We start from the raw sequence: 24,721 nt of genomic DNA, 5'->3' as shown, positions 1-24,721 counted from the left end.
GTTCCCGGCCGGACTCGCCAACCCCCTGCCGGGAGCGGTGACCACGGTGCACAATCGGTACGAACCCGGCGTCCCGGCCGCGTCGTGGTCTGCCATAGTGACCGACGGCATCGTCAGCAGCACCGGAGGGACACCCATGTCGAACGACGGCACCGCCACGCCCGGCCAGGAGGGCCCCGAGCCGTCCCCGTGGTCCGCACCGGGGGCGGGTGACGAGCGCCCCGCGGCGCCGGCCCCCTCCGGCTACGAGGCGCAGGCCGCCACCGGCCCGGCACCCTCCGGCTACGAGGCCCCGGCGGCGTCCTGGCCCTCCGCACCCGGCACGCCGGGCGCCGGGGGCGCCGGTGCGGCCGACCAGCCGGCAGCCCACGCCGCGGGCGGGTACGGGCAGCCCGGCTACCCGTCGGCCGGCCACCCGCAGGCCGGGTACCCGCAGCCCGGCGGGCCCGGGGGCGAGCAGCCCCCCGGAGCCCCGCAGCCCGGGTACGGCCCGCCGGCGTCCGGCCAGCCCGGGCACGACGACTACCCGCAGCCGACCGGTCCCTCGCAGCCCGCAGGCGGGTTCCCGGCCGGCGGGGCGGGCGGCTACCCGCCCCCCGGTGGCGGCTACCCGCAGGCCCCGTACGGCGGCGGGCAGTACCCCGCCCCGCAGGCCCGCGGCACGGACGGCGTCTCCATCGCGGCGCTCGTCACCGGCGTGCTCATGATGGGCGTCGTGCCGATCGTCCTCGGCATCCTCGGCCTGAACCGCGCCAAGAAGAACGGCACGCAGGGCCGCGGGCTCGCCATCGCCGGCATCGTCCTGGGCGCGCTCGAGATCCTCGGCGCCATCGCGATCGCGATCATCGTGCTCGTGGCGGTCCGCTCCTACGACGCCCGCATGGAGGAGCTGCGCACCGACTGCGCGGCGGGCGACATGGCGGCGTGCGACGACCTGTACGACGAGTCGAACCTCGGGTCGGACGAGGAGGACTTCGGCTGGACGTGCGGCGGCCGGACGCAGGGCGGCGGCGGCTGCACGGACCTCGGCGCGTTCACGTACGGCGACGACGAGGACCTCGACGCCCTGTGGGACGCCTGCGACGGCGGCGACATGGCCGCGTGCGACGAGCTGTACTTCTCGTCCGGCTCGGGCACCGACTACCAGGAGTTCGGGGACACGTGCGGCGGGGAGACCTCCGGCGGCGACCTGTGCGACACCACGGGTGGCACGGTCGACGGCGCCCTGTCGTACGGCGACGACCCGGACCTCGACGCCCTGTGGGACGCGTGCGAGGCCGGCGACGCCGGGGCGTGCGGCGACCTCTACTGGTCCTCGCCGAGCGGGTCGGAGTACGAGGACTTCGGCGGCACCTGCGGCAACCGCTCCGACTCCTACGCGATCTGCGAGGACCTGATGGCGACCTCCTGACGACGGGACGGCCGTGACCGAGGGCCCGGGGCGTCACGCCCCGGGCCCTCGTCCGTCCGGCACCTCAGCGCTCGACCGGCCCCAGCCACGCGGTGGCCACGGTCGCGTGCGCCGACTCGTCGTCGGAGGGGTGGAACATGCCGGCGAGGACGTCGCGGTAGAGCCGCCCGAGCTCGTCACCGCTGACGTACGTGCCCCCGCCGGAGACCCGCACCGCCCGGTCCACGACCTCGCGGGCCGTCTCCGTGGCCCGGACCTTGAGACCGACGACCTTGGCGAACCACAGCGAGCCGTGGTCCACCCGCTCGTCGACGTCCCGGGCGAGCGCCCACACCTGCGGCTCGATGCCGTCCTGCGCGATGGCCGCGTCGGCGACGCGCCACCGGACGTCCGGGTCCTGCGCGTAGCTGCGGCCGTCGTGCTTCATCGACGTCCGGCGGTGCGCGGCCGCGACGGCGAGCTCCAGCGCCCGCCGCCCGATGCCCGTGTACACGGCGGCCAGCAGGATCTCGAACACCGCGAAGAGCGCGAACACGTACGGGTCCGCGCTCGGCCCCGGCGGGAGCGAGCGGACGACCCGGCCGGGAGCCGCGTACGCGCCGGCGAGCACGGTGGTGCAGGACTGCGTGGCCCGCATCCCCAGGGTGTCCCAGTCGTCCCGGGTCTCGACACCGCCGTCCTCGCGCGCCACGACCGCGTGCACCAGCCGCGGGCCCTCGGGGTGGGCCTCGTCCAGCCCGAACGTGGCGAGCCGGGTCCACACCGGTGCCAGGGACGTGAAGATCTTCGTCCCGGTGAACCGGTAGCCGCCGTCGGGCTGGCGCTCCGCGCGGGTCCGCGAGCCGAACATCACCAGGTCGTTGCCCGCCTCCGAGTTCCCGAACGCGAACACCTCCCCCGCCGCGGCCTCGCGCAGCACGAACGCGAGCGAGTCGTCGCCGCGGTCGGCGAGCACCTTCGCCATGCCGGTGACCACCAGGTGCATGTTCACCGCGAGGGCCGTCGCGGGCGCTGCCGCCGCGAGACGGGTCTGCTCCCGGGCCACCTCCTCGAGGGTCAGGCCGGCGCCGCCGAGCCGCTCGGGGACGAACGCCGCGAGGTACCCGGCCGCACGGAGCTCGGCGAGGTCCTCGTGCGGGAACGTGTTGTCGCGGTCGTGGACCGGGGCGCGCCCGGCCACCCCGGCGAGCAGCGCGTCGGTCAGCAGGCTGCGCGCGACCATCACGCACCACCCGCTCGCCGGCCGGGGACGTTCAGGACGGGGAGGCACCACGTGCGGCTCATGGCCCCACTGTGGCACGGCCGCGCCGCGGCGTGGACGCCGCGCCCCCGGCCGCGGGGCGCTCGGGCAGGATGACCCCATGACCGTCTTCGCCGTCCGGTACACCTACGACTCGCGCACCGACGTCCAGGACGAGGTGCGTCCGCGGCACCGCGGCTACCTCCAGCAGGTCGCGGACCGCGGGGAGCTGCTCGGCTCCGGCCCGTTCACGGACGGTGAGCCGGGGGCGCTGCTCGTGCTCCGCGTCGCCGACCGCGCCGCGCTGGACGCCGTGCTCGCCGACGACCCGTTCGCGGCGGCCGGCGTGATCGCCGACGTGGAGGTCCGGGTGTGGAACCCGGTCATCGGGCCGTGGGCGGCCGGCCTGGCGGGCTGAGCACCTCCCGGGGCACGGGCCGTCGACCCGTGGTCGGTCCGGGGCTCCCGCCCCGGGCGGACCGCCGGGTCAGTCGGCCCGGACGGCCTCGCGCCGCTCGTCCCGCCGGGAGGCCGCGATGCTCGTCACGGCCGTGACCCCGAGCGTCACCACGATGACCGCCAGCGACACCCACGTCGGCAGCTCGGGTGCCCACGGCACCGGTTCGCCGCCGTTGACGAACGGCAGTGCGTTCTCGTGCAGCGCCTGGAGCACCAGCTTCACGCCGATGAACCCGAGCAGCACCCCCAGGCCGATGTTGAGGTACCGCAGCCGCGTGAGCAGCCCGCCGAGCAGGAAGTAGAGCTGGCGCAGCCCCATGAGGGCGAACACGTTCGCCATGAGCACCAGGTACGGCTCCTGGGTGAGGCCGAACACCGCGGGGATCGAGTCGAAGGCGAACAGCAGGTCGGTCGCGCCGATCGCCACGAGCACCAGCAGCATCGGCGTGACGTGCCGGCGCCCGTCGACCTTGGCGGTGAGCCGCACGCCGTGGTACTCGCTGCTCGTCGGGAGGACGCGCTGCACGAACCGCACGAGCGCCGGCGGCCGGTAGTCGTCCGCCTCCTCCTCGTCGCCGACGCCCTCCCGGGCGACCTTGACGGCCGTCCACACGAGGAACGCGCCGAACAGGTAGAACACCCACGAGAACGACGCGATGGCCGCCGCCCCGATGCCGATGAAGATCCCCCGGAACACCAGGGCGAGGATGATGCCGATGAGCAGCGCGGTCTGCTGGTACTGCCGCGGCACGGCGAACCGGGACATGATCAGCAGGAACACGAACAGGTTGTCGACCGACAGCGAGTACTCGGTGAGCCACCCGGCGACGAACTCCCCGGCGGGGTCGGCGCCCCACACCGCCCACACGAGGACGGCGAACGCCACCGCCAGCCCCACGTACACCCCGAGGTAGCGCAGGCACTCCGCGGTGGACGGGATGTGCGGCCGCCGGCCCACCACCGCGACGTCCACGATCAGGACGGCGGCGGCGAGGCCGAGCGACACGCACCAGACGAGCGGTGAGACGTCCAACGGGTCAGTGCTCCTTGCTGGCGGGCTCCTGCGCGGCGGTCACGGCGGCCGGCGCGGCGTCGCGGTCGCGCCGGGTCTTGGCGAGGCTCGCGATCGTGGCGACGGTGAGCGTACCGAGGATCACGAGCAGCGAGAGCCACGTGGGGATCTCCGGGGCCCACTCGATGTGCTCGCCGCCGTTGATGAAGGCCAGCTCGTTGACGTGCATCGCGTGCAGCACCAGCTTGACGCCGATGAACGCGAGGATGAACGCGAGACCCTTGTTGAGGTAGACGAGCCGCTCCAGCAGACCGCCGATGAGGAAGTACAGCTGCCGCAGGCCGAGCAGCGCGAACGCGTTGGCCGTGAACACGATGTACGGCTCCTGCGTGAGGCCGTAGATCGCGGGGATCGAGTCCAGGGCGAACAGCACGTCGGTGGCACCGATCGCGACCATGACGAGCAGCATCGGGGTGATGAGGCGCTTGCCGTCGATGCGGGTGGTCAGCCGGTCGCCGTGGTACTCCTCCGTGGTCGGCAGGACCCGCTTGAGGAGCGAGACCGCGAGGCCGTCCTTGCGCTCGCCGGCGTGGGAGAGCTCGTCGTCGTCGTGCTTCTCCCGGGCGAGCTTGATGCCGGTGTAGACCAGGAACGCGCCGAACAGGTAGAAGACCCAGGACCACTGCTCGATCGCGGCGGCGCCCACGAGGATGAACACGGTGCGCAGGACGAGCGCGATCGCGACGCCGACCAGCAGCACCTTCTGCTGGAACTCCCGGGGCACCGCGAACTTCGTCATGATGATGAGGAAGACGAAGAGGTTGTCCACCGAGAGGCTCTTCTCGGTCACGTAGCCCGCGAAGTACTCGGTGCCGTGGTCCCAGCCCCACACGATCCCGAGCCCGATGCCGAACAGGATCGCCAGCACGATGTAGACCGTCGACCACGTCGCGGCCTCACGGAACGACGGCGCGTGCGGCGTGCGGACGTGCGCGAAGAAGTCGAACACGAGCATCCCGACGATCGCGACACCCGTCGCGAGCCAGACCCACAGGTCCACGGACATGAATCACCCTCCGGTACAGACGACTGAGTACCGGAGGTCTCTCCCACCCGGTGCTGACCGGGCCGACGGCCCCGGGCCGGCTACGGAGGCGACCGTGATGACGGGGGCGTCGTGTCGGGATACTCCCCTCCACTGCGTGCGCCAGCATAGGTCATCAGTCCCACACGCACAGCACGGGACCGGGGTGCGGCGCGTCACGCCACGCAGAACTCGTTCCCCTCGGGGTCCGCCATGACGACCCAGGCGCCCTCGCGCGGGTCGTCGACCTCGCGCAGCACGGTCCCGCCGGCGACCACCAGCGCCTCCGCGTGCTGCCGCGCCGCGGCGAGCGCGGCCGCCTGGTCCTGCCGGTCGACGCCCTGCGCGTCGGACCAGCGGACGTCCAGGTGCACGCGGTTCTTGACGACCTTGTCCTCCGGCACCTTCTGGAAGAACACCCGCGGGCCGGCCCCGGTGGGATCGACGTTCGCGTAGGCGGGGTCCCGGTCGTCGTCCGGGCCGATCCCCCACGCGTCCATCGCCTCGTCCCAGCTCGCGAACGGCGGCGGGGGCGGCTCCTCGACGTAGTCGAGCGCGGTCATCCAGAACCGGCCGAGCGCGCGGGGGTGACGGCAGTCGATCACGACCTGGAGCTGCAGGGACATGGTGGCCTCCGTGGTCGAGCGGGCGGGGCGGACGAGCTCAGGCCGTCGCGGCGTGCATCTGGCGGAGCTCCTTCTTGAGCCCCGAGATCTCGTCCCGGAGCCGGGCGGCGAGCTCGAACTGCAGCTCCCCCGCAGCGGCGTGCATCTGGTCCGACAGCTCCTGGATGAGGTCCGCCAGCTCGCCCGCCGCGGCACCCACGAGCTTCGTCCGCTCGGTGGCCGGCTGCGCCTTGGAACCGAGCCCGGGGACGGGTGCCTTGCCGCGGCTGGACTGCCGGCCGTTGCCGCCGAGCAGCTCGGCGGTGTCGGCGTCCTCGCGCGCGAGCAGGTCGGTGATGTCCCCGATCCGCTTGCGCAGCGGCTGGGGGTCGATGCCGTGCGCGGTGTTGTACGCGATCTGCTTCTCGCGCCGGCGCTCGGTCTCCTCGATGGCGAGCGCCATGCCGGGGGTGATCTTGTCGGCGTACATGTGCACCTGGCCCGACACGTTGCGCGCCGCACGGCCGATGGTCTGGATCAGCGACTTGCCGGAGCGCAGGAACCCCTCCTTGTCGGCGTCGAGGATCGCGACGAGCGACACCTCGGGCAGGTCCAGGCCCTCGCGCAGCAGGTTGATGCCGACCAGCACGTCGTACTCGCCCATCCGCAGCTCGCGGAGCAGCTCGACGCGCCGCAGCGTGTCCACCTCGGAGTGCAGGTACCGCACGCGGACGCCCTTCTCCAGGAAGTAGTCCGTGAGGTCCTCGGCCATCTTCTTGGTGAGGGTCGTGACCAGCACCCGCTCGTCCTTCTCCACGCGCTGGCGGATCTCCTCGAGCAGGTCGTCGATCTGGCCCTTCGTCGGCTTGACGACGACCTCGGGGTCGACCAGCCCGGTCGGCCGGATGATCTGCTCGACCACGCCGTCGGACTGCGCGAGCTCGTAGTCACCGGGTGTCGCGGACAGGTACACGGTCTGGCCGATGCGGTCGACGAACTCCTCCCAGCGCAGCGGGCGGTTGTCCATCGCGCTCGGCAGCCGGAACCCGAAGTCGACGAGGTTCCGCTTGCGCGACATGTCGCCCTCGTACATCGCGCCGATCTGCGGGACGGTCACGTGGGACTCGTCGATGACGAGGAGGAAGTCCTCGGGGAAGTAGTCCAGGAGGGTGTTCGGCGCGGTGCCGGCGGCGCGGCCGTCGATGTGGCGCGAGTAGTTCTCGATGCCGGAGCACGACCCGATCTGGCGCATCATCTCGATGTCGTAGGTCGTGCGCATGCGCAGGCGCTGCGCCTCGAGCAGCTTGTTCTGGCGCTCGAGCTCGGCGAGCCGCTGCTCGAGCTCCAGCTCGATGCCGCTGATCGCCCGCTCCATGCGCTCGGGCCCGGCGACGTAGTGCGTCGCGGGGAAGACGTGGACCTGCCGCTCCTCGCGCACCACGTCACCGGTCAGCGGGTGGAGCGTCTGGATGGCCTCGATCTCGTCTCCGAAGAACTCGATGCGGATCGCGAGCTCCTCGTACACCGGGATGATCTCGACGGTGTCGCCCCGCACCCGGAACGTCCCGCGGGTGAAGGCCATGTCGTTGCGCGCGTACTGCATCGAGACGAACTGGCGCAGCAGCTGGTCCCGGTCCACCTGGTCCCCGACGTCGAGGGTGACCATGCGGTCGACGTACTCCTGCGGCGTGCCGAGGCCGTAGATGCACGACACCGACGCGACCACCACCACGTCGCGCCGCGTCAGCAGCGAGGACGTCGCGGAGTGCCGCAGCCGCTCGACCTCGTCGTTGATGGACGAGTCCTTCTCGATGTAGGTGTCCGTCTGCGCGATGTACGCCTCGGGCTGGTAGTAGTCGTAGTACGAGACGAAGTACTCGACCGCGTTGTTCGGCAGCAGCTCGCGGAACTCGTTGGCGAGCTGGGCGGCGAGCGTCTTGTTCGGCGCCATGACGAGCGTCGGCCGCTGGAGGCGCTCGATCAGCCAGGCCGTCGTCGCGGACTTGCCGGTACCGGTGGCGCCGAGCAGCGTGACGTCCTTCTCCCCCGCCCGGATGCGGCGCGCGAGCTCGTCGATCGCCGCCGGCTGGTCACCGGACGGGCGGAACTCGGACACCACCTCGAACGGGGCGACGGTGCGCTGCAGGTCGGTCACGGGACGCATGCGTCCACCGTACGTCCGGGGTCTGACACACGCGCCGGCCGGGGACCGGGGTTCGCCCAGGGCGTGGTCCGGGCCTCGGCGGCCGGCGAGCCCGCCACGGCGTCTCCCCGCGCCGGACCGAGCCCGACCCCGCGCGGACCCGACGGCACCCCGCCCGGCCCAGCCGCACCCCGCGCGGCACCGCCGCACCCCGCGCGACGGCGCCCAGCGCGCGCGTCAGGCCAGCGTGCCCGCCGCCAGCGGTGCGTCCCGTGTCGTCCGGAGCGCGGCCCGCACCACGGCCGCGAGGCCGGCCGCGGCCCCGTCCACGTCGAGCGACGCGCTCCCGGCGGGCACCTGCTCGGGCAGCCGCGGCACGTGCACGAAGCCGCCGCGCGCACCCGGCACGCGGCCGGCGGCCAGCTGGTCGGCCAGGGCGTACGCGACGGTGTTGCAGACGTACGTCCCCGCGGTGTTGGAGACCTCGCCCGGCACGCCCGCCTCGAGCACGGCCGCCAGGCAGGCCTTCACCGGCAGGGAGGACAGGTGCGCGACCGCCCCGCCCGCCACGACCGGCACGTCCACCGGCTGCTCCCCGTCCTCGTCCGGGATCCGCGCGTCCTGCACGTTCACCGCGACGCGCTCCAGGCCGACCGCCGACCGCCCGCCGGCCTCCCCGCCGCAGACGACCAGCGCCGGCCGGACCTCCGCGAGCAGCTCGGCGAGCCGGCGCGGGGCACGGGTGAACGACACGGGGAGCAGAGCGGTGACCAGCGCGGCGCCCTCGGCGGCCTCGTCCCAGGCGCCCGCGACGGCGCGCACCGCCGCCCACGACGCGTTGACCGGCTGCCCGTCGAACGGCTCGAACCCCGTGAGCAGCACCGTCGCGCTCACGGGCCGTCGACCTCGCGCTCGTCCCGACGCTCCGCGGCCAGCCGGTCCCACAGCGCGTCGACCTGGGCTTCCAGGTCCTCGGGCGCGCCCGACCCGTCGAGGACGACGTCCGCGACGGCCTGCCGCTCGGCGTCCGTCGCCTGGGCGGCGATCCGGCTCTCCGCCTCGGCGCGTCCCATGCCGCGGGTGCGCACCAGCCGCTCCGCACGCAGCAGCGCGGGGGCGTGCACGAGGACGACCAGGTGGAAGGAGCCCGCGTACCCGGACTCGACGAGCAGCGGGACGTCGTGCACGACGACGGCCCCGGCGTCAGCCGCGGCGGCCGCGGCCTCCCGCTCCGCCGCGAGCCGGTGCACCACCGGGTGCACGACGGCGTTGAGGCGCTCCCGCGCGTCGGGGTCGGCGAACACGACGGCCGCCAGGGCCGGCCGGTCGAGCGTGCCGTCCGGGGCGAGGACGCCGTCCCCGAACGCCTCGACGACCTCGGCGAGTCCGGGCGTGCCCGGAGCCACCGCCTCCCGGGCCAGAAGGTCGTAGTCGAGCACGACCGCCCCGCGCTGCACGAACCGCGCCGCGGCGACGGACTTGCCCGCCGCGATCCCTCCGGTCAGACCGATGCGCTGCATGACCCCATCGTGCCGTGCCCGCGGGCCGCGCCGCACCCGCGGCGGTCAGCGGACCTCGAAGCCCCGCTCCCGCAGGTGGGCCTTGACCACGCCGACCGTGAGCGTGCCGAAGTGGAAGACGCTGGCCGCGAGGACGGCGTCCGCGCCCGCCGCCGCGGCCTCCGCGAAGTGCTCGACCGTCCCCGCGCCACCGCTGGCGATGAGCGGAACCCGCACCTCGCGCCGGACGTCCCGCAGCATCTCCAGGTCGAAACCCGCGGTCGTGCCGTCGGCGTCCATGGAGTTGAGCAGGATCTCCCCGGCCCCCAGCTCAGCGGCACGGGCGGCCCACGCCACGGCGTCGATGCCGGTCCCGCGGCGGCCGCCGTGGGTCGTGACCTCGTACCCCGAGTCGGTGCGGACGTCACCGGTCACGCGCCGCGCGTCGACCGAGAGCGTGAGCACCTGGCTGCCGAACCGGTCGGCGATCTCCGCGATCAGCTCGGGACGCGCGATCGCCGCGGTGTTGACGCCCACCTTGTCGGCACCGGCCCGCAGCAGCCGGTCGACGTCCTCCGCGGACCGCACGCCGCCGCCGACGGTCAGCGGCACGAACACCTGCTCCGCGGTGCGGCGCACCACGTCGTACGTCGTCTCGCGGGCCGACGACGAGGCCGACACGTCGAGGAACGTCACCTCGTCGGCACCCTCGCGGTCGTACCGGCGGGCGAGCTCGACGGGGTCACCCGCGTCCCGCAGGTTCTCGAAGTTGACGCCCTTGACCACCCGGCCGGCGTCGACGTCCAGGCACGGCACCACCCGCAGCGCGACGGACACGGCTCACTCCCCTCCGGTCGCGTCGTCGCCGGCGTCGTCGGACGCGGGGGCGCGGGTCGCGAGCAGGTCGATGACGAAGACGATGGTCTGCCCTGCGAGCTCCTCGCTCTGCGTCGCGCGCAAGGCGTACGACGGCGGCACGACCAGCATCACCTGGCTGCCGACGGTCTGCTCGACCAGCGCCTCCGACCAGGCGGGGACGTCGTCGAGCGAGAACGTCGAGGGGCTGCCCGTCGTCCACGTCGAGTCGAACGGCTCGCCGGTCGCCCAGACGAACCCCGTGAACTGCACGGTCACGACGTCGCCCTGGGACACCTGGGGGCCGGTCCCGCGCAGCAGCGGCTGCACCACCAGGTCGGCGGTCGGCTCCGTGCCGGTCGGGGTGATCGACGGGGCGCCGTCGTCGTCGAGCGACACGGCCGGCACGCCCTCGCGTGGTTCGACCGGTTCCCCGTCGGCCCGCACCGGCAGGACGTCGAGCACGGTCACGGTCGGGTAGGACGAGGCGCCGATGTCCGACGCCGGGCTGATCTGCAGCAGCCGCGCGCCCACCCGCTGGCCGGAGAGCGTGGCGTAGAGGTCCTTGCCGAGGTCCTCCTCGGTGAGCAGACGCGGGGTGGGGCTGGAGCTGTACGACTCCTTGACCAGCGTGGCGTCGGACGCGTCCTCCAGCCAGAAGTCGAGCAGCACCGGGCGGCCGTCCTCCAGCGCGGGCCCGGTGCCCTCCCAGACCACCTCGTGCAGGGGCTCCGCCACCCGCAGCGGCGTCCGGTAGGTGACGGTCGGCGCCTGCCCGGCGTCACCGGAGACGACCACCTCCGGCGGTTCGGGCTCCTGCGAGGCGCACCCCACGAGCAGCAGAGCCGCAGCGGCGCACGCGGCCACGAGACGTCGCACGTCGTTCCTTCCCAGCGTCCTGCACGATCCGCGGCCCACTGTACGGGGCCGCGGACCGCCTCCCGGACGGTCACATCGACTCGATGAGCCTCTCGACCCGGTCGTCGACGCTGCGGAACGGGTCCTTGCACAGGACGGTGCGCTGGGCCTGGTCGTTGAGCTTCAGGTGCACCCAGTCGACCGTGTAGTCCCGCCGGGCCTCCTGCGCCGCCTGCACGAACTCGCCGCGCAGCCTCGCGCGTGTCGTCTGCGGCGGGACCGACGTCGCCTCGAACACCTCGACGTCGGTGGTGACGCGCTCGACCAGTCCACGCTGCGCGAGGAGGTTGTACAGGCCCTCCGTGCGGGAGATGTCGTGGTACGCGAGGTCCAGCCGCGCGACACGCACGTCGGACAGGTCCAGCCCGTGCCGGGCCCGGTACCGCTCGATGAGCCGGTACTTGATGACCCAGTCCAGCTCCCGGTCCACCAGCGACAGGTCCCCGGTGCGCAGCGCCCGCAGCCCGCGCTCCCACAGGTCGAGCACCTGCTTCACCTCGGGCGTCGGGTCGGACTCGGACGTCACCCAGTCCTGCACCCGGCCCAGGTACTCCTCCTGCAGGTCCACGGCGGTGACCGTCCGGCCGTTCGCGAGCGTCACGGGGTGCATGCCGGTGACGTCGTGGCTGATCTCCCGGATCGCGCGGATCGGGTTCTCCAGCGTGAGGTCCCGCATCGGCAGGCCGGCCTCGACCAGGCGCAGCACCAGGTCGGTCGACCCGACCTTGAGCATGGTGGTGGTCTCGGACATCGAGGAGTCCCCGACGATGACGTGCAGCCGGCGGTAGTGCTCGGCGTCGGCGTGCGGCTCGTCTCGCGTGTTGATGATCGGCCGGGACCGCGTCGTGGCCGACGACACGGACTCCCAGATGTGGTCCGCCCGCTGCGACAGGCAGAACACCGCGCCGCGCGGGGTCGCGAGGACCTTGCCCGCACCCGTGAGCACCTGCCGGGTGATGAGGAACGGCACGAGCACGTCGGAGAGCCGGGAGAAGTCCCCCTGCCGGCGCACCAGGTAGTTCTCGTGGCACCCGTAGGAGTTGCCCGCGGAGTCGGTGTTGTTCTTGAACAGGTGGATCCGGCCCGACAGGCCCTCGTGCTCCAGCCGCTGCTGGGCGTCGGCGACCAGGCCCTCGAGGATGCGCTCCCCCGCCCGGTCGTGCGTGACGAGCTGGCGCCAGTCGTCGCACTCCGCCGTGGCGTACTCGGGATGCGAGCCGACGTCGAGGTACAGCCGCGAGCCGTTGCGCAGGAACACGTTCGACGACCGGCCCCACGCCACGACCTTGCGGAACAGGTACCGCGCGACCTCGTCGGCGGACAGGCCACGCCCGTCGCCGGCGGCGCACGTCACGCCGTACTCGGTCTCCAGGCCGAAGATCCGTCGGTCCACGATCGCCTCCCGGCCTCAAGACCCGCCGGCGGACGCCAGCAGGTCCTCCAGCACGACGCCGGACAGGCGCCGGAACGCCCGCCGCGGCCGGGTGCGGTCGAGGACCGCGACCTCGAGCTGCGCGGCGGGGATGACGCGGCGGTCGTCCTCGTCGGACCCGTCGGCCGGGGTCCCGAGCACCCGCACCGCGAGGCCGAGCACGTCGGCGAGCGGCATGCCGGGCGCCCACGCGCCGGCCACCTCGTCCCGCAGCCGCTCGGCCTGGCCGCCCATGACCACGAACCCGCGCTCGTCGGCCACCGACCCGTCGTACGACAGCCGGTAGATCTGGTCCACGGCGGCGTCGCCGCCCACCTCCGCGACGACGAGCTCGACCTCGAGCGGCTTGGACTCGGTGGTGAAGACCGTGCCGAGCGTCTGGGCGTACGCGTTCGCGAGGCCGCGGGCGTTGACGTCCCGGCGGTCGTAGGAGTAGCCGCGCAGGTCGGCGTACCGCACGCCGGCCACGCGCAGGTTCTCGAACTCGTTGTACTTGCCGACGGCGGCGAACGCGATGCGGTCGTAGATCTCGGAGACCTTGTGCAGGGCCCGCGAGGGGTTCTCGGTCGCGAACGCGATGCCGTCCTCGTAGGCGAGGACCACGACGGACCGGCCGCGGGCGATGCCCTTGCGCGCGTAGTCCGCCCGGTCCTTCATCAGCTGCTCGGGAGAGACGTAGAACGGCATGCTCATGCGGGGTCACCCTCCTGCCGGGCCCGGGCGTGCTGCTCGGCGCGGTCGGCCAGCACCCGCGCCACCACCTCGCCGAGCGCGTCCTGCGGCACCCGCAGGTACCCCGCCGCGGTCACCGTGGCGACGACCGGCCAGATGCGGCGCGCCTGGTCCGGCCCTCCCGTCGCGGAGTCGTCGTCGGCGGCGTCCACCAGGGCCTCCACCGCCACGCGGACCGCCGCGTCGGCGTCGAGCCCCGGCTGCCAGAGCTTCTTGAGCGACCCGCGCGCGAACACCGAGCCCGAGCCCACGCTGTGGTGCTGGTGCTCCTCGTAGCGGCCGCCCGTGACGTCGTACGAGAAGATCCGCCCGCTGCCGCGGTCCAGGTCGAACCCGGCGAACAGCGGCACCACGGCCAGCCCCTGCATCGCGAGCCCGAGGTTGCCCCGGATCATCGTCGCGAGCCGGTTCGCCTTGCCGTCGAGCGAGAGCAGCGTGCCCTCGATCTTCTCGTAGTGCTCGAGCTCCAGCTGGAACAGCCGGACCAGCTCGACGGCCAGCCCGGCGGTGCCGGCGATCCCCACGGCGGAGTAGTCGTCGGCCGGGAAGACCTTCTCGATGTCCCGCGAGGCGATCTGCGAGCCCATCGTGGCGCGCCGGTCGCCCGCCATGACCACCCCGCCGTCGAACGTCAGCGCGACGATCGTGGTGGCGTGCGGGGCGGGCACCTCACCGGCCGGCAGCGCCGAGCGACGGCCGGGCAGCAGGTCCGGGGCGTGCTGGGACAGGAAGTCGACGAAGGAGGACGACCCGGGCGTCGTGAAGGCGCCGGGCAGCCGCCCCGCGGGGCTCAGCGGGTCGGTCGGCACGCGTCACTGCCCGCCCTTCTGCACGAACCCGCGCACGAACTGCTCGGCGTTGGTCTCCAGGACGTCGTCGATCTCCTCGAGGAGCGCGTCGACCTCCGCGTCGCGCTGCTGCGCCGCTGCGGTCGCCTGCTCGACGTCCGGGCCGTCGACCGGCTCGTCGTCCTCGCGGCGGTCCCGAGCGCGTTCCTGACCTGATCGGTCGGCCATCGTCCACCTCCGGCGGTAGTCCGGACGGGGCCCGGCGAGCTGGACCGGGCACCGCAGTGGCACCACCCTAGGCCCTGGTCGGCGCGGGTTCGCGTGCGCCGCCGGGCGCCGGGCCGCGCCGGGTGCCGCGCGCGTCAGGAACCGAGCGCCTCCAGCAGGCTGGCGACGTCCGGCGACCCCTCGAGCAGGCCCTCGACGTGCGCCCGGGTGCCGCGCAGCGGGTCGCGCATGGGGACGCGCCGGAGAGTCGGCGCCCCCGGGACGTCGAACACCACCGAGTCCCAGGACGCCGCCGAGACGTGGGCACCGAACCGGGCGATCGTCTCGCCGCGGAAGTACGCGCGCGTGTCCTCCGGGGGGTGCGACACGGCCGACGCCACCGCCTCGTCCGTCACGAGGCGCTCGACCGCGCCCGCCCCGACGAGCCGCTGGTACAGCCCGCGCTCGGGGCGCACGTCGGACCACTGCAGGTCGACGGCGGCCAGACGGGGGTGGTCCCAGTCCAGGTGGTCACGGCGCCGCAGCCCCTCGAGCAGGCGCATCTTGGCGAGCCACTCCACCTCCCGGGCGCACGACGCCGGGTCGGAGCCGAGCCGGTCCAGCAGCGAGCCCCAGCGGGCGACGACGTCCGCGGTCTGCGCGTCGACCTCCGCGGCGCCGCGCCCGAGAGCGGTGCGGACCGCCGTGAGGTACTCGCGCTGCACCTCGAGCGCGGTCAGCCGCCGTCCGTCCGCCAGAGGCAGGCGAGCGGTCAGCGTGAGGTCGTGGCTGACGGTGTGCACGGCTCGCACCGGGTCGGCGAGCGCCAGGCGGTCCAGCGCGGCGGCCAGGTCGGCGGCGGCGCCGGACGCGATGCGCTCGACCAGCCACAGCACCAGCGACGTCGTGCCGAGCTTCAGGTACGTCGGCACCTCGAGCAGGTTCGCGTCCCCGATGATGACGTGCAGCCGGCGCCAGCGGTCCGGGTCGGCGTGCGGCTCGTCTCGCGTGTTGACGATCGGCCGGCGCAGCGTGGTCTCCAGGCCGACCTCCGCCTCGATGTAGTCGGCCCGCTGGGAGAGCTGGAAGCCGGCCTCCTCACCGCGCTGCCCCAGCCCGACGCGGCCGGCGCCGGTGAAGACCTGGCGGGTCACCAGGAACGGCATGACGCGCGCCGCGAGGTCGGCGAACGGCACCGCGCGGTCGACGAGGAAGTTCTCGTGGGTGCCGTAGGTCGCGCCCTTGCCGTCGACGTTGTTCTTGTACAGCGCCACCTCGGGCAGCGCCGCGGTGGACGCCAGGGCGCGCACCGAGGCCAGCATGACGAGCTCGCCCGCCCGGTCCCACCGCACGGCGTCGAGCGGGTTGGTGACCTCCGGCGACGAGTACTCGGGGTGCGCGTGGTCGACGTAGAGACGGGCACCGTTGGTGAGGATGACGTTCGCCGCACCGGGGTCCTCGTACTCCTCCACCAGCGAGCGGGCGACCTCCTGCGGGCCGTCGCCCGACGGTGCGGGCCGGGCAGGGTCGTCCGTCAGCAGCGACGGGTGCGCCGCCGCGCGCTGCAGGTGGAAGCCGCGTGCGTCCTGCAGCGGGTCCTCGTCGTCGTAGTCCCACCGGGCCTTCGTGCGGCCGGCCCCGCGGGCGGCGGCGTGCACCGCGACGACGTGGCTGGACAGCAGCATCGGGTTGGCGGTGGGGCGGCCGGGCTGCAGCACGCCGTACTCGGTCTCGATCCCCATCACGCGGCGCACGGTCACGCCGGCCAGCCTACGGGCCCGGAGCCGTCGGCCCCGGGCCCGCGGGCCGGCCGGTCCCCTCAGGCGTCCGCGCCGCCGCCGGGCATCCCGCCGCCGGGCATCTCGTCGCCGCGGGTGCCGCCGTCGCCGCCGGGCCCGCCGCCCATCGCCCCACCGCCCCTGCCGGCGGTGTGCTCGCCGGCCGTGACGGTCAGCAGCTCCGTGGCGCCCGAGGCGTCGCCCTGCGCGCCGGACCCCGCGACCACGTCGCCCGAGGCCTGCGCGCCGGAGACGACCGTGTACGTCTCCCCGGCGGTGATCTCCTCGGACGAGACCACCAGGGAGCTGATGACCTTGGCGGGGGTGAAGGTCGCGACGACCGTGCCGTCCGCGTCGACGACCGCCAGCGTGGTGCCGGCCGGCTGCGCGGTGTCGAACGTCGCGGAGACCCAGCCCTGGCCGTCCGCGTCGGGGGCCTCGGCCATGGCCGACGAGCCGGCCGCCACGAGCGTGCCGCCCGTCACCGCGAGCGTGCCGTTGGAGTCCAGCGCGCCGTTGCCGTCGTCCGTGGGGCCGTTCACGACCACGACGCCGCCCGACATCGTCAGCGAGCCGTTCGAGTCGAGCCCGTCACCGCCCGCGTCGACGGCGAGCGTGCCGCCGGTGATGGTGAGGGTCGCGGCGCCCGCGGCCTCGCCCTGCGGACCGCCCGCGGCTCCCCCACCGCCCTCAGCGGTGCTGCTGCCGGCGTCCGAGGCGTTGAGCCCGTCGTCCGAGGCCGTGACGGCCAGGTCCCCGCCCGCGACCGTGATCGCCTCGGCCTCCAGGCCCTCGGACGCCGTGACGACCTCGACCGTGCCGCCGCTGACGTCGAGCGCCAGGTCGGCGTGCACGCCGTCGTCGCCGGCGGACAGGGTCAGGTCGCCGTCGGTGACCGACACGATGCCGTCGGAGTGGAGCCCGTCGTCGGAGGCGTCGACGGTGACCGCGCCTCCACCGACCACGACCGACACCGCGCCCTTGACGCCCTTGGTGGAGGTGTCGTCGGAGGCGGACCGCCCGCTGCCGCCGCCGGCGGTGACGTCCAGGGACCCCCCGGTGACCACCACGTCGGTCGCCGCGTCGAGCCCGTCCCCGCCCGCGGTGACGGTCACGTCGCCGCCCGACACCACGACGAAGCCCTCGGTCGCGTCCTCGTCCTCGTCGGACGTCAGGCCGTCGCCGCCGGACGTGACGTCCAGGGCGCCGCCCTCGACCACGAGGTAGTGCTTGCCCCTGACGCCGTCGTCGACCGCCGTGACGGTCACGTCGCCGGACTCCACCACCAGACCGTCCTTCGAGGCGATGCCGTCGTTCGCGTTCCCGGTGACCTCGAGCGCGCCGGTGCCGGTGATCGTCAGGTCGGCGACGGAGAACAGCGCCGCGTCCGGGGCGTCCTCCGACGCGGTGTCGGCGTGCACGGCGGCGTCGGTGAGCGTGCTCGTCGAGCCGTCCGCCAGCTCTACGACCACCGCGTCGGCGGCGGTGACGGCGATCGCCGCGCCCGTGGACGACGTGATGTCGACGCCGTCGAGCACCAGGGTGACGTCGGCGTCGTCCGCCGCGACCACCACCTGCCCGTCCGTGAGCGTGCCGGTGAGGGTGTAGGTGCCGCCGGCGGTGATCGTCACGGTCGAGCCCGACACCGTCACGGCGTCCGAGTCGGTCGTGGCGGAGTCCCCGTCCAGGGTGACGGTCCCCGCGCCCGGTCCCGGGTCCGCGGCCTCGTGGACGTCGGAGTCCGCCGCGAGCACCTCGTCGGCGGTGGCCCCTGCGGCGACGTCGACGGTGGTGGTGGCGGTGTCGGCCGAGGTGGTGGTCGTGCCCGCGAGCGCGTCGGCGGAGCAGCCCGCGAGCAGCAGGCTCAGCAGGGCGGCCGGGACGGCGACGGCGGGGAGTGCGCGGTGCATGGGTGCCTCCGGAGATCGGGGTCGGTGGTGCGTGGGTTCGGGGTTCGTCGGGGGGCGCGGCGCGCGCCGCGTCAGGCGCGCAGGGCGTGGCGCACGGTGCGCCGCCAGGGTCGGTCGGCGAGCGAGGGGTCGAGGACCACCAGCCCGGTCGCGTACTTGGAGATGCGGGCGGGCCGGTGCCCGAGCGACCACAGCACGCGGTCCGCTGCGGACGCGCCGCCGACGCTCTTGGTCTCGACCACGGCGTGCCCGGGGACGCCGGCGCTGCGGGTGTCCCCGTCGGCCCCGTCCGCCGGGTCGGCCCCGCCGGCGGGGCCGGTCGCGAGCCACTGCAGATCGGTGTCGACGGTCGTCCGGGCGCCGTCCGGCAGCAGCAGCGTGCGGCGCCGGTAGCGGGTGGTGAGGGTCGGGGCCAGGTCGAGGTCGTCCACGGGCAGGCCGCGGGCCCGCAGGGTGCCGAGCACGAACTCCAGGGAGTCCCCGACGTCCGCGCGGGCCGCCAGGTCGTGCTCGCGACGCTCCTTGACGGTGGTGCTGCGGGGACCGCGCGTCTTGACCTCGAGCCAGCAGCCGCCCGTGTCGCAGTAGGTCCGGGTGCGCACCTTGTAGCGCCGCCGGCGGCGGCCGGCCGCCAGGCGGAACGCCTCCAGGTCGGGGGTGTCGAAGTAGACGGACTCGTAGCCGAACGCGTCCCGGTCGTCCAGCACCAGCCGGCGCGTACCGGCCGGCAGGGCCGCCGCGAGGTCGGGCAGGGCGTCCAGCGCCAGGACGTACTTGCGGTCCACCCGCGTCTGGAGCGCCGCGACGTCCTGGAGCTCGTCCAGGCCGACGCGTGGCAGCGCGGCCAGCGCCTCGGCCCACCGCGGAGCGGCGACGGCCGGGGCGCTCACTGCCGTACCTCCTGCAGCACGGCACGGTCGGCACGGTCGGCACGGTCGGCGTGCGCAACGGCGGCGTCCGGGCGCGGGTGCCGTGCGACCTCCCGCCCGACGGCCTCCGCCGCGGGACGCGACCGGGGCGCCTCGACGTAGCGGACGTCGACGACGGTCACGTCGTCCACCAGGTCGAGCCGCTGCACGGTCACGCTGTGCACCCGGCCCCCGAGCACCTGCTCGAGGTGCGCCACGAGCGCCGCCCGGCCCGGGAACGCCCCGTCGACCACGACGACCTGCTGGCGGTGGCCCCGCAGGAGTCGCGGGTGGTCGCCGACGGCCAGGGCCAGGACCACCAGGGCCATCAGCGCCGGCGCCAGCCAGCCGAGCGAGGACCCCAGGCCGCCGATCAGGCCGAGGGCGAGCGCCGCGAAGTAGTACGCGACCTCCCGCTGGTCGATCTCGGAGGACCGCAGACGGATGATCGAGAGGACGCCGAACAGCCCGAGCCCCAGCCCGGCACCGACCGCCGACGTCGACAGCGCGCCCGCGACGGCGAGCACCCCGACGTTGACGCCGAGGAATGCGGCGACGAGGTCGCGACGGCGGTGGCGCGGGAAGTACACGACGAACGTCAGGACGCCGATGGCGACGAGGTCGGCGGCGAACAGGGCTGCGGCGGGCATGGGCACCTCACGGATCGGGGACGGGCACCCGGGGAACCGGGTCGCTCCATGACGCCGCGCCCACCTGTGGCACCTCTGTGGCGCCGCGCTGCGCAGGGTGTGCACCATGCCGACACCACTGACGACACCATCGACACTTGCATGACACCATTCATGGTGTCATGCTGACGTCATGCACCTCGACCCGTACGTCCAGGACCTCCGGGGCCGTCTCGCCACCGCCGCCGGGACCGCCGGCGACGACGCGCGCCGGCTCGCCGAGCAGCTGACCGCACCGCTCGACGCCGCGGTGCGGCTGGTGCTGCTCGACGCGCTGTCGACCGCCGCCGGGGAGATCTCCGCCGAGCTGGCGCCCGGGTCGGTGGACGTGCGGCTGCGCGGCGGCGACCCGGAGTTCGTCGTGGACGCTCCCGCCGCGCCGGCACCGGCCGCGCCTGCACCCGCGACAGCCCCCGCCGCCCCGGCTCCGGCCGAGGGCGACGAGGGCACCACCACCCGCACCACGCTGCGCCTGCCCGACCACCTCAAGGCGCAGGTCGAGGTCGCCGCCGCCCGCGACGGCCTCTCCGTCAACTCCTGGCTCGTGCGGGCGGTCGCCGCCGCTCTCGAGCCGCAGCCCGACCGACCCTCCCTGCGACCCCGGTCCGACCCGGCAGGCAGCACCCGCCTGACCGGCTGGGTGCGCTGACCCGCGGACCCCCGCCGCCCACCCGCTCCCTCGCCTCACCGCGAGGCCGGCCCCACCGGGCCCGGCCGTCGCGCTCGTCGTCCTCCCCGCACACCGTCCCTGGAGCCGTCATGCCCACGTTCCCCGCACCCGCCCCGGTCGTCCTCGCCGTCGACGTCCCGGTCGCCGCCCTGCACGTCGTCGCCGGCGAGCGCGACGACGTCGTCGTGACCGTCCTGCCCGCCGACCCGTCGTCCTCCGGCAGCCGCCGCGCGGCCGCGGAGGTGCGCGTCCAGCACGACGACGGCACCGTCACGGTCGACTGGCCCGGCGCCTGGAAGCAGTACCTGCTGCCGTTCAGCGCGGGCACCGCGTCCGTCACGGTCGAGCTCCCCGAGGGCTCCGACGTGCGCGGCAAGGCCGGCAGCGTCCTGACCGAGGGCCGCCTCGGCGCCGTGGAGCTGGTGCTCAGCGCCGGCGACGCGCGCGTCGACGAGGCGCACCGGGTCGACCTGCGCGCCGCCGCCGGGACCGTCGTCGTGCGCCGGGTGACCGGCCCGGTCGCCGTCCGCGCGAGCGCCGGCTCGGTCCGCCTGGCCGACGTCGCCGGCGAGGGCACCGTGCGGGCGAGCAACGGCACCACCACCGTCGACGCCGTGACCGGCACGCTGCAGGTCGTCGGCGCCCACGGCGACATCGCGGTCGGCCGCGTCACCGGCACGCTCACCGCCCGCTCCGCCCACGCCGGCATCCGCGTCGAGCGCGTGGAGTCCGGCACCGTCGACCTGAGCACGTCGTACGGCTCGATCGAGGTCGGGGTTCCCCACGGGACGGCCGCCTGGCTCGACGTCGCGTCCCAGCACGGCGCCGTCCGCAACCAGCTGACCCCCGCAGCCGGCCCCGTCGAGGACGAGGCCACCGCCGAGGTCCACGCGTCCACCGGCTACGGCGACGTCGTCGTCCGCCGCCCGTGACGGGCGCTGCCCGCCGCCGCTCACCGCACCACCCGACCCGGAAGGAGACCGCCGTGCACACCGACCTCGCCGTGGACGTCCGCGGCCTGCGCAAGTCCTACGGCGACCACGTCGTCCTGGACGGCGTGGACCTGGCCGTCACTGCCGGCACCGTGACCGCCCTGCTCGGGCCCAACGGCGCCGGCAAGACCACCACCGTCGGCGTCCTTGCGACGCTGCTCGCGCCGGACGCCGGCACCGTCCGCGTCGCCGGCCACGACGTCGTCGCCGAGCCGCAGGCCGTCCGGGCCGCCATCGGCGTGACGGGGCAGGTCTCCGCCGTCGACGACCTGCTGACCGGTACCGAGAACCTGCGGCTGATGACGGCCCTGCACCACCTCGGGCGCCGGGAGGGCCGGGAGCGCGCCGAGACGCTGCTCGCCCGGTTCGGGCTGACGGACGCGGCCCGCAAGCCCGTGTCCACCTGGTCGGGCGGCATGCGCCGCAAGCTCGACCTGGCGATGACCCTCGTCGGCGAGCCCGCCGTGGTGTTCCTCGACGAGCCGACCACCGGCCTCGACCCACGCAGCCGGAGGGCGCTCTGGGACGAGGTCCGTGCCCTCGTCGCGGGCGGCACGACGATCCTGCTGACGACGCAGTACCTCGAGGAGGCCGACCTGCTCGCCGACCGTGTCGCCGTCCTCGACGGTGGGCGCGTCGTCGCCGAGGGCACGCCGGGCGAGCTCAAGTCCGCCCACGACGCCGGCTCGCTCGACGACGTGTTCCTGCGGCTGACCGAGCCGTCCGCCGCGACGGAGGTGGCGTCATGACCGCCGCGACCGCCGCGCCCCGAGCGCCCCGCCCGTCCGCCGCTCCCACCACCCGGCCCGTGGCCGACACCGTGACGATGCTGCGCCGCAACCTGCTCCGCGCGGTGCGCTACCCGGGCCTGACGGGGTTCACCGTCGCCATCCCCGTCGCCCTGCTCCTGCTGTTCGTCTACGTCTTCGGCGGGGCGTTCGGCGCGGGCGTCGTCCCGGGCGCGGCACCGGGAGCCGACGGGCGGGCGGCGTACCTCGGCTACATCACCCCGGCGATCCTGCTGTTCGCCGTCGTCGGGGCCGCCCAGAGCGTCGCCATCACCTCCGCCATGGACGCGACCAGCGGCATCATGGCGCGCTTCAAGACGATGGTGGTGTCCCCCGGCGCGGTGCTCGGCGGGCCGGTGCTCGGCACCGTCGTCCAGGGCCTGCTCGCCGTCGCGCTCGTGCTCGGCATCGCGGTCGCGATCGGCTACCGCCCGCACGCCGGGCCGCTCGGCTGGGTCGCGCTGGGCGGCCTGGTGACCGTGGCGACCGCAGCCTTCACGTGGCTGTGCGTGGCGCTCGGCCTGTCCGCCCGCTCGGTCGAGACCGCGTCCAACACGCCCTTGCTGCTGACGGTGCTCCCGTTCTTCGGCAGCGGGTTCGTCCCGGTCGACACCATGCCGGCGGCCGTCCGCTGGTTCGCGGAGTACCAGCCGTTCACCCCCGTCATCGAGACCACCCGCGGCCTGCTCACCGGCGCTGCGCTCGACACCCCCACGACGCTGCTGGCCCTCGGCTGGTGCGTCGTCGTCGGCGGGGCCGGGTACGCCTGGTCGCGCGCGCTGTACCGGCGCGAACGGGCCTGACGCGCGGGACGGCGCCGGTCGAGGACCCCTCGACCGGCGCCGTCCGGCGTCCCGCGCGAGCCGCTACAGGTACTGCCCCGTGCTCGTCACGTTCTCGATGCGGCGCGACGCCTCCTCGCCCTTCTTGTCCTGGACGATCGTGCGGATGAACACGATGCGCTCCCCCTTCTTGCCGGAGATGCGCGCCCAGTCGTCGGGGTTGGTGGTGTTCGGCAGGTCCTCGTTCTCCTTGAACTCGTCCACGCACGCCGTCAGCAGGTGCTCGACGCGCAGGCCGCGCTGACCGGTGGCGAGCAGGTCCTTGATCGCGGACTTCTTGGCGCGGTCCACGACGTTCTGGATCATCGCGCCGGAGTTGAAGTCCTTGAAGTACAGGATCTCCTTGTCGCCGCTGGCGTAGGTGACCTCGAGGAACCGGTTCTCCTCGTTCTCGGAGTACATGCGCTCGACGGCCCGCGAGATCATCGCCTCGACGGCGTCCGTGGCGGAGCCGTGGTGCTCGCGCAGGTCGTCCGCGTGGATCGGCAGGTCGGGGGTCAGGTACTTCGCGAAGATCTCCCGGGCGCCCTCGGCGTCGGGACGCTCGATCTTGATCTTCACGTCGAGCCGGCCGGGCCGCAGGATCGCGGGGTCGATCATGTCCTCACGGTTGGAGGCGCCGATCACGATGACGTTCTCCAGGCGCTCCACGCCGTCGATCTCCGCGAGGAGCTGCGGCACGATCGTGGTCTCCACGTCGCTGGAGACGCCGGTGCCGCGGGTGCGGAACAGCGACTCCATCTCGTCGAAGAACACGACGACCGGGTGCCCCTGCGACGCCTTCTCGCGCGCCCGGGAGAAGATCAGCCGGATGTGCCGCTCGGTCTCGCCGACGTACTTGTTGAGCAGCTCGGGGCCCTTGACGTTGAGGAAGTACGACTTGGGCTCCGTGACCTCCTCACCGCGCGCCACCGCCGCCGTCGCCGCCAGCGAGTGCGCGACCGCCTTGGCGATGAGCGTCTTGCCGCACCCGGGCGGCCCGTACAGCAGCACGCCCTTCGGCGGCTTGAGCCCGTGCTCGCGGAACAGCTCCGGGTGCAGGAACGGCAGCTCGACGGCGTCGCGGATCTGCTCGATCTGCGGTCCGAGGCCCCCGATGTCGGCGTAGTCGATGTCCGGGACCTCCTCGAGCACGAGGTCCTCGACCTCCGCCCGCGGCACCCGCTCGAACACGAACCCGCTGCGCGCCTCGACGGTCAGCGCGTCGCCGACCCGCACCGTGCCGTCCATGACCTGGCCCGCGAGCCGGACGACCCGCTCCTCGTCGCCCCGCCCGACGACCAGGGCGCGGTCCCTGCCGAGCAGTTCCTTGACGGTCACGAGCTCGCCGACCTGCTCGTAGCCGCCGGCCTCGACGACCGTGAGCGCCTCGTTGAGCATGACCTCCTGGCCCGGCCGCAGCGAGCGGACGTCCAGCGCCGGGCTGACGCCGACGTGCATCTTGCGGCCCGCGGACACGACGTCGACCGCGCCGTCCCCGCGGGCGGCCAGGAACGTCGCGAACGTCCCCGGGGGCTTCGCGAGGTCGTCGATCTGGCGCTTGAGCTCGATGATCTGGTCGCGCGCGGCGACGAGCGCGTCGGACAGCCGCTCGTTCTTCGCGGCCAGCAGGGCGAGCTCGCGCTGCAGGTCGCGCGCTGTCGGTTCGGTCATCGCGGTGCCTCCGATCCGTGTCGACCCCACGGCGCTGTGCGGCATTCGTGGACCGACCCTAACCACCCGTGTCAATCGCTGGGCGGACGCCTCGCCGGGGCCGGCC

24 protein-coding genes are annotated in these 24,721 nt (G+C 74.2%); 6 read left to right on the top strand and 18 right to left on the bottom strand.

Features of this window, described 5'->3' with window-relative positions; all coding sequences use genetic code 11:
* Nucleotides 1-97 precede the first annotated feature (97 nt).
* The gene (locus tag K5O09_RS09240; RefSeq protein WP_222172444.1) at nucleotides 98-1,411 is read left to right on the top strand and encodes a DUF4190 domain-containing protein; all 1,314 of its coding nucleotides are present in this window, start codon (nucleotides 98-100) and stop codon (nucleotides 1,409-1,411) included.
* Nucleotides 1,412-1,475: 64 nt separating this feature from the next.
* Here the strand turns inward: K5O09_RS09240 and K5O09_RS09235 are convergent, their stop codons facing one another.
* Entirely contained in the window at nucleotides 1,476-2,633 is a 1,158-nt protein-coding gene (locus K5O09_RS09235) for an acyl-CoA dehydrogenase family protein (protein ID WP_222172443.1), read from the bottom strand.
* A gap of 139 nt (nucleotides 2,634-2,772) precedes the next feature.
* Here K5O09_RS09235 and K5O09_RS09230 point away from each other — a divergent pair, with 139 nt between their 5' ends.
* On the top strand, nucleotides 2,773-3,069 hold the full coding sequence (locus K5O09_RS09230) for a YciI family protein (RefSeq protein WP_222172442.1): 297 nt from the start codon (nucleotides 2,773-2,775) through the stop codon (nucleotides 3,067-3,069).
* A 69-nt stretch (nucleotides 3,070-3,138) separates the two neighbouring features.
* On the opposite strand, the gene K5O09_RS09225 is transcribed toward K5O09_RS09230, so the two are convergent.
* From K5O09_RS09225 to K5O09_RS09150, 16 genes are all read right to left on the bottom strand, one after another.
* A complete protein-coding gene (locus K5O09_RS09225) occupies nucleotides 3,139-4,143 on the bottom strand; it encodes a TerC/Alx family metal homeostasis membrane protein (RefSeq protein WP_222172441.1) in 1,005 nt (334 codons plus the stop codon).
* 4 nt (nucleotides 4,144-4,147) lie between these two features.
* Nucleotides 4,148-5,188 (bottom strand): TerC family protein, encoded by a 1,041-nt coding sequence (locus K5O09_RS09220; protein WP_222172440.1) that lies wholly within the window; start codon nucleotides 5,186-5,188, stop codon nucleotides 4,148-4,150.
* A gap of 194 nt (nucleotides 5,189-5,382) precedes the next feature.
* On the bottom strand, nucleotides 5,383-5,832 hold the full coding sequence (locus tag K5O09_RS09215) for a VOC family protein (RefSeq protein WP_222172439.1): 450 nt from the start codon (nucleotides 5,830-5,832) through the stop codon (nucleotides 5,383-5,385).
* A 37-nt stretch (nucleotides 5,833-5,869) separates the two neighbouring features.
* Nucleotides 5,870-7,975 carry an excinuclease ABC subunit UvrB gene (gene uvrB / locus K5O09_RS09210; protein ID WP_222172438.1) on the bottom strand — a complete coding sequence of 702 codons (2,106 nt, stop codon included), beginning with the start codon at nucleotides 7,973-7,975 and terminating at the stop codon, nucleotides 5,870-5,872.
* Between the two features lie 216 nt (nucleotides 7,976-8,191).
* Nucleotides 8,192-8,848, bottom strand: a complete 657-nt coding sequence (pcp, locus tag K5O09_RS09205; protein ID WP_222172437.1) for a pyroglutamyl-peptidase I — start codon at nucleotides 8,846-8,848, stop codon at nucleotides 8,192-8,194.
* The gene (coaE, locus tag K5O09_RS09200) at nucleotides 8,845-9,474 is read right to left on the bottom strand and encodes a dephospho-CoA kinase (protein ID WP_222172436.1); all 630 of its coding nucleotides are present in this window, start codon (nucleotides 9,472-9,474) and stop codon (nucleotides 8,845-8,847) included. Before coaE ends, pcp begins: the two co-directional genes overlap by 4 nt.
* Before the next feature lie 45 nt (nucleotides 9,475-9,519).
* Nucleotides 9,520-10,290, bottom strand: coding sequence for an imidazole glycerol phosphate synthase subunit HisF (hisF, locus tag K5O09_RS09195; protein WP_222172435.1), 771 nt, complete (start codon nucleotides 10,288-10,290; stop codon nucleotides 9,520-9,522).
* 3 nt (nucleotides 10,291-10,293) lie between these two features.
* Nucleotides 10,294-11,187 carry an FKBP-type peptidyl-prolyl cis-trans isomerase gene (locus tag K5O09_RS09190; protein WP_222172434.1) on the bottom strand — a complete coding sequence of 298 codons (894 nt, stop codon included), beginning with the start codon at nucleotides 11,185-11,187 and terminating at the stop codon, nucleotides 10,294-10,296.
* Between the two features lie 70 nt (nucleotides 11,188-11,257).
* Nucleotides 11,258-12,619, bottom strand: a complete 1,362-nt coding sequence (gene pafA, locus K5O09_RS09185) for a Pup--protein ligase (protein ID WP_222172433.1) — start codon at nucleotides 12,617-12,619, stop codon at nucleotides 11,258-11,260.
* Between the two features lie 15 nt (nucleotides 12,620-12,634).
* On the bottom strand, nucleotides 12,635-13,351 hold the full coding sequence (prcA, locus tag K5O09_RS09180; protein ID WP_222172432.1) for a proteasome subunit alpha: 717 nt from the start codon (nucleotides 13,349-13,351) through the stop codon (nucleotides 12,635-12,637).
* Nucleotides 13,348-14,199 (bottom strand): proteasome subunit beta, encoded by an 852-nt coding sequence (gene prcB / locus K5O09_RS09175; RefSeq protein WP_255596264.1) that lies wholly within the window; start codon nucleotides 14,197-14,199, stop codon nucleotides 13,348-13,350. The genes prcA and prcB overlap by 4 nt, the downstream gene beginning before the upstream one ends.
* A gap of 3 nt (nucleotides 14,200-14,202) precedes the next feature.
* Complete coding sequence (locus K5O09_RS09170; protein ID WP_222172431.1) at nucleotides 14,203-14,406, bottom strand: ubiquitin-like protein Pup; 204 nt, start codon at nucleotides 14,404-14,406, stop codon at nucleotides 14,203-14,205.
* Between the two features lie 134 nt (nucleotides 14,407-14,540).
* Nucleotides 14,541-16,145 carry a depupylase/deamidase Dop gene (gene dop / locus K5O09_RS09165; protein WP_304518611.1) on the bottom strand — a complete coding sequence of 535 codons (1,605 nt, stop codon included), beginning with the start codon at nucleotides 16,143-16,145 and terminating at the stop codon, nucleotides 14,541-14,543.
* A gap of 59 nt (nucleotides 16,146-16,204) precedes the next feature.
* Nucleotides 16,205-18,073, bottom strand: a complete 1,869-nt coding sequence (locus K5O09_RS09160) for a carbohydrate-binding domain-containing protein (RefSeq protein ID WP_222172430.1) — start codon at nucleotides 18,071-18,073, stop codon at nucleotides 16,205-16,207.
* Nucleotides 18,074-18,144: 71 nt separating this feature from the next.
* Entirely contained in the window at nucleotides 18,145-18,963 is an 819-nt protein-coding gene (locus tag K5O09_RS09155; RefSeq protein WP_222172429.1) for a VTC domain-containing protein, read from the bottom strand.
* Entirely contained in the window at nucleotides 18,960-19,631 is a 672-nt protein-coding gene (locus tag K5O09_RS09150) for a DUF4956 domain-containing protein (protein ID WP_222172428.1), read from the bottom strand. Before K5O09_RS09150 ends, K5O09_RS09155 begins: the two co-directional genes overlap by 4 nt.
* A 172-nt stretch (nucleotides 19,632-19,803) precedes the next feature.
* Here K5O09_RS09150 and K5O09_RS09145 point away from each other — a divergent pair, with 172 nt between their 5' ends.
* The 4 genes from K5O09_RS09145 to K5O09_RS09130 all read left to right on the top strand — a co-directional run bounded on the left by K5O09_RS09145 (nucleotide 19,804) and on the right by K5O09_RS09130 (nucleotide 22,923).
* Complete coding sequence (locus K5O09_RS09145) at nucleotides 19,804-20,319, top strand: histidine kinase (protein WP_222172427.1); 516 nt, start codon at nucleotides 19,804-19,806, stop codon at nucleotides 20,317-20,319.
* 110 nt (nucleotides 20,320-20,429) lie between these two features.
* Complete coding sequence (locus K5O09_RS09140; protein WP_222172426.1) at nucleotides 20,430-21,272, top strand: DUF4097 family beta strand repeat-containing protein; 843 nt, start codon at nucleotides 20,430-20,432, stop codon at nucleotides 21,270-21,272.
* A gap of 53 nt (nucleotides 21,273-21,325) precedes the next feature.
* The gene (locus K5O09_RS09135; RefSeq protein ID WP_222172425.1) at nucleotides 21,326-22,081 is read left to right on the top strand and encodes an ABC transporter ATP-binding protein; all 756 of its coding nucleotides are present in this window, start codon (nucleotides 21,326-21,328) and stop codon (nucleotides 22,079-22,081) included.
* On the top strand, nucleotides 22,078-22,923 hold the full coding sequence (locus K5O09_RS09130; RefSeq protein ID WP_222172424.1) for an ABC transporter permease: 846 nt from the start codon (nucleotides 22,078-22,080) through the stop codon (nucleotides 22,921-22,923). The genes K5O09_RS09135 and K5O09_RS09130 overlap by 4 nt, the downstream gene beginning before the upstream one ends.
* A 63-nt stretch (nucleotides 22,924-22,986) precedes the next feature.
* Here K5O09_RS09130 and arc read toward each other — a convergent pair whose 3' ends face one another.
* On the bottom strand, nucleotides 22,987-24,615 hold the full coding sequence (gene arc / locus K5O09_RS09125; RefSeq protein ID WP_222172423.1) for a proteasome ATPase: 1,629 nt from the start codon (nucleotides 24,613-24,615) through the stop codon (nucleotides 22,987-22,989).
* Nucleotides 24,616-24,721: the final 106 nt, after the last annotated feature.

Origin of the sequence: Cellulomonas sp. C5510, assembly GCF_019797765.1 — a bacterium.
Taxonomy (GTDB): Bacteria; Actinomycetota; Actinomycetes; order Actinomycetales; family Cellulomonadaceae; genus Cellulomonas.
Note: the sequence above shows the minus strand (reverse complement) of the source record. Positions and strands in the feature narration are given on the sequence as shown.

What these genes read in the sequence shown, in the direction of transcription:
- K5O09_RS09235 (WP_222172443.1), bottom strand. Translation starts at nt 2,633, where the DNA reads ATGGTCGCGCGCAGCCTGCTGACCGACGCGCTGCTCGCCGGGGTGGCC.
- K5O09_RS09230 (WP_222172442.1), top strand. Translation starts at nt 2,773, where the DNA reads ATGACCGTCTTCGCCGTCCGGTACACCTACGACTCGCGCACCGACGTC.
- K5O09_RS09220 (WP_222172440.1), bottom strand. Translation starts at nt 5,188, where the DNA reads ATGTCCGTGGACCTGTGGGTCTGGCTCGCGACGGGTGTCGCGATCGTC.
- K5O09_RS09215 (WP_222172439.1), bottom strand. Translation starts at nt 5,832, where the DNA reads ATGTCCCTGCAGCTCCAGGTCGTGATCGACTGCCGTCACCCCCGCGCG.
- uvrB (WP_222172438.1), bottom strand. Translation starts at nt 7,975, where the DNA reads ATGCGTCCCGTGACCGACCTGCAGCGCACCGTCGCCCCGTTCGAGGTG.
- coaE (WP_222172436.1), bottom strand. Translation starts at nt 9,474, where the DNA reads ATGCAGCGCATCGGTCTGACCGGAGGGATCGCGGCGGGCAAGTCCGTC.
- prcA (WP_222172432.1), bottom strand. Translation starts at nt 13,351, where the DNA reads ATGAGCATGCCGTTCTACGTCTCTCCCGAGCAGCTGATGAAGGACCGG.
- K5O09_RS09170 (WP_222172431.1), bottom strand. Translation starts at nt 14,406, where the DNA reads ATGGCCGACCGATCAGGTCAGGAACGCGCTCGGGACCGCCGCGAGGAC.
- K5O09_RS09160 (WP_222172430.1), bottom strand. Translation starts at nt 18,073, where the DNA reads ATGCACCGCGCACTCCCCGCCGTCGCCGTCCCGGCCGCCCTGCTGAGC.
- K5O09_RS09150 (WP_222172428.1), bottom strand. Translation starts at nt 19,631, where the DNA reads ATGCCCGCCGCAGCCCTGTTCGCCGCCGACCTCGTCGCCATCGGCGTC.
- K5O09_RS09145 (WP_222172427.1), top strand. Translation starts at nt 19,804, where the DNA reads ATGCACCTCGACCCGTACGTCCAGGACCTCCGGGGCCGTCTCGCCACC.
- K5O09_RS09140 (WP_222172426.1), top strand. Translation starts at nt 20,430, where the DNA reads ATGCCCACGTTCCCCGCACCCGCCCCGGTCGTCCTCGCCGTCGACGTC.
- K5O09_RS09130 (WP_222172424.1), top strand. Translation starts at nt 22,078, where the DNA reads ATGACCGCCGCGACCGCCGCGCCCCGAGCGCCCCGCCCGTCCGCCGCT.
- arc (WP_222172423.1), bottom strand. Translation starts at nt 24,615, where the DNA reads ATGACCGAACCGACAGCGCGCGACCTGCAGCGCGAGCTCGCCCTGCTG.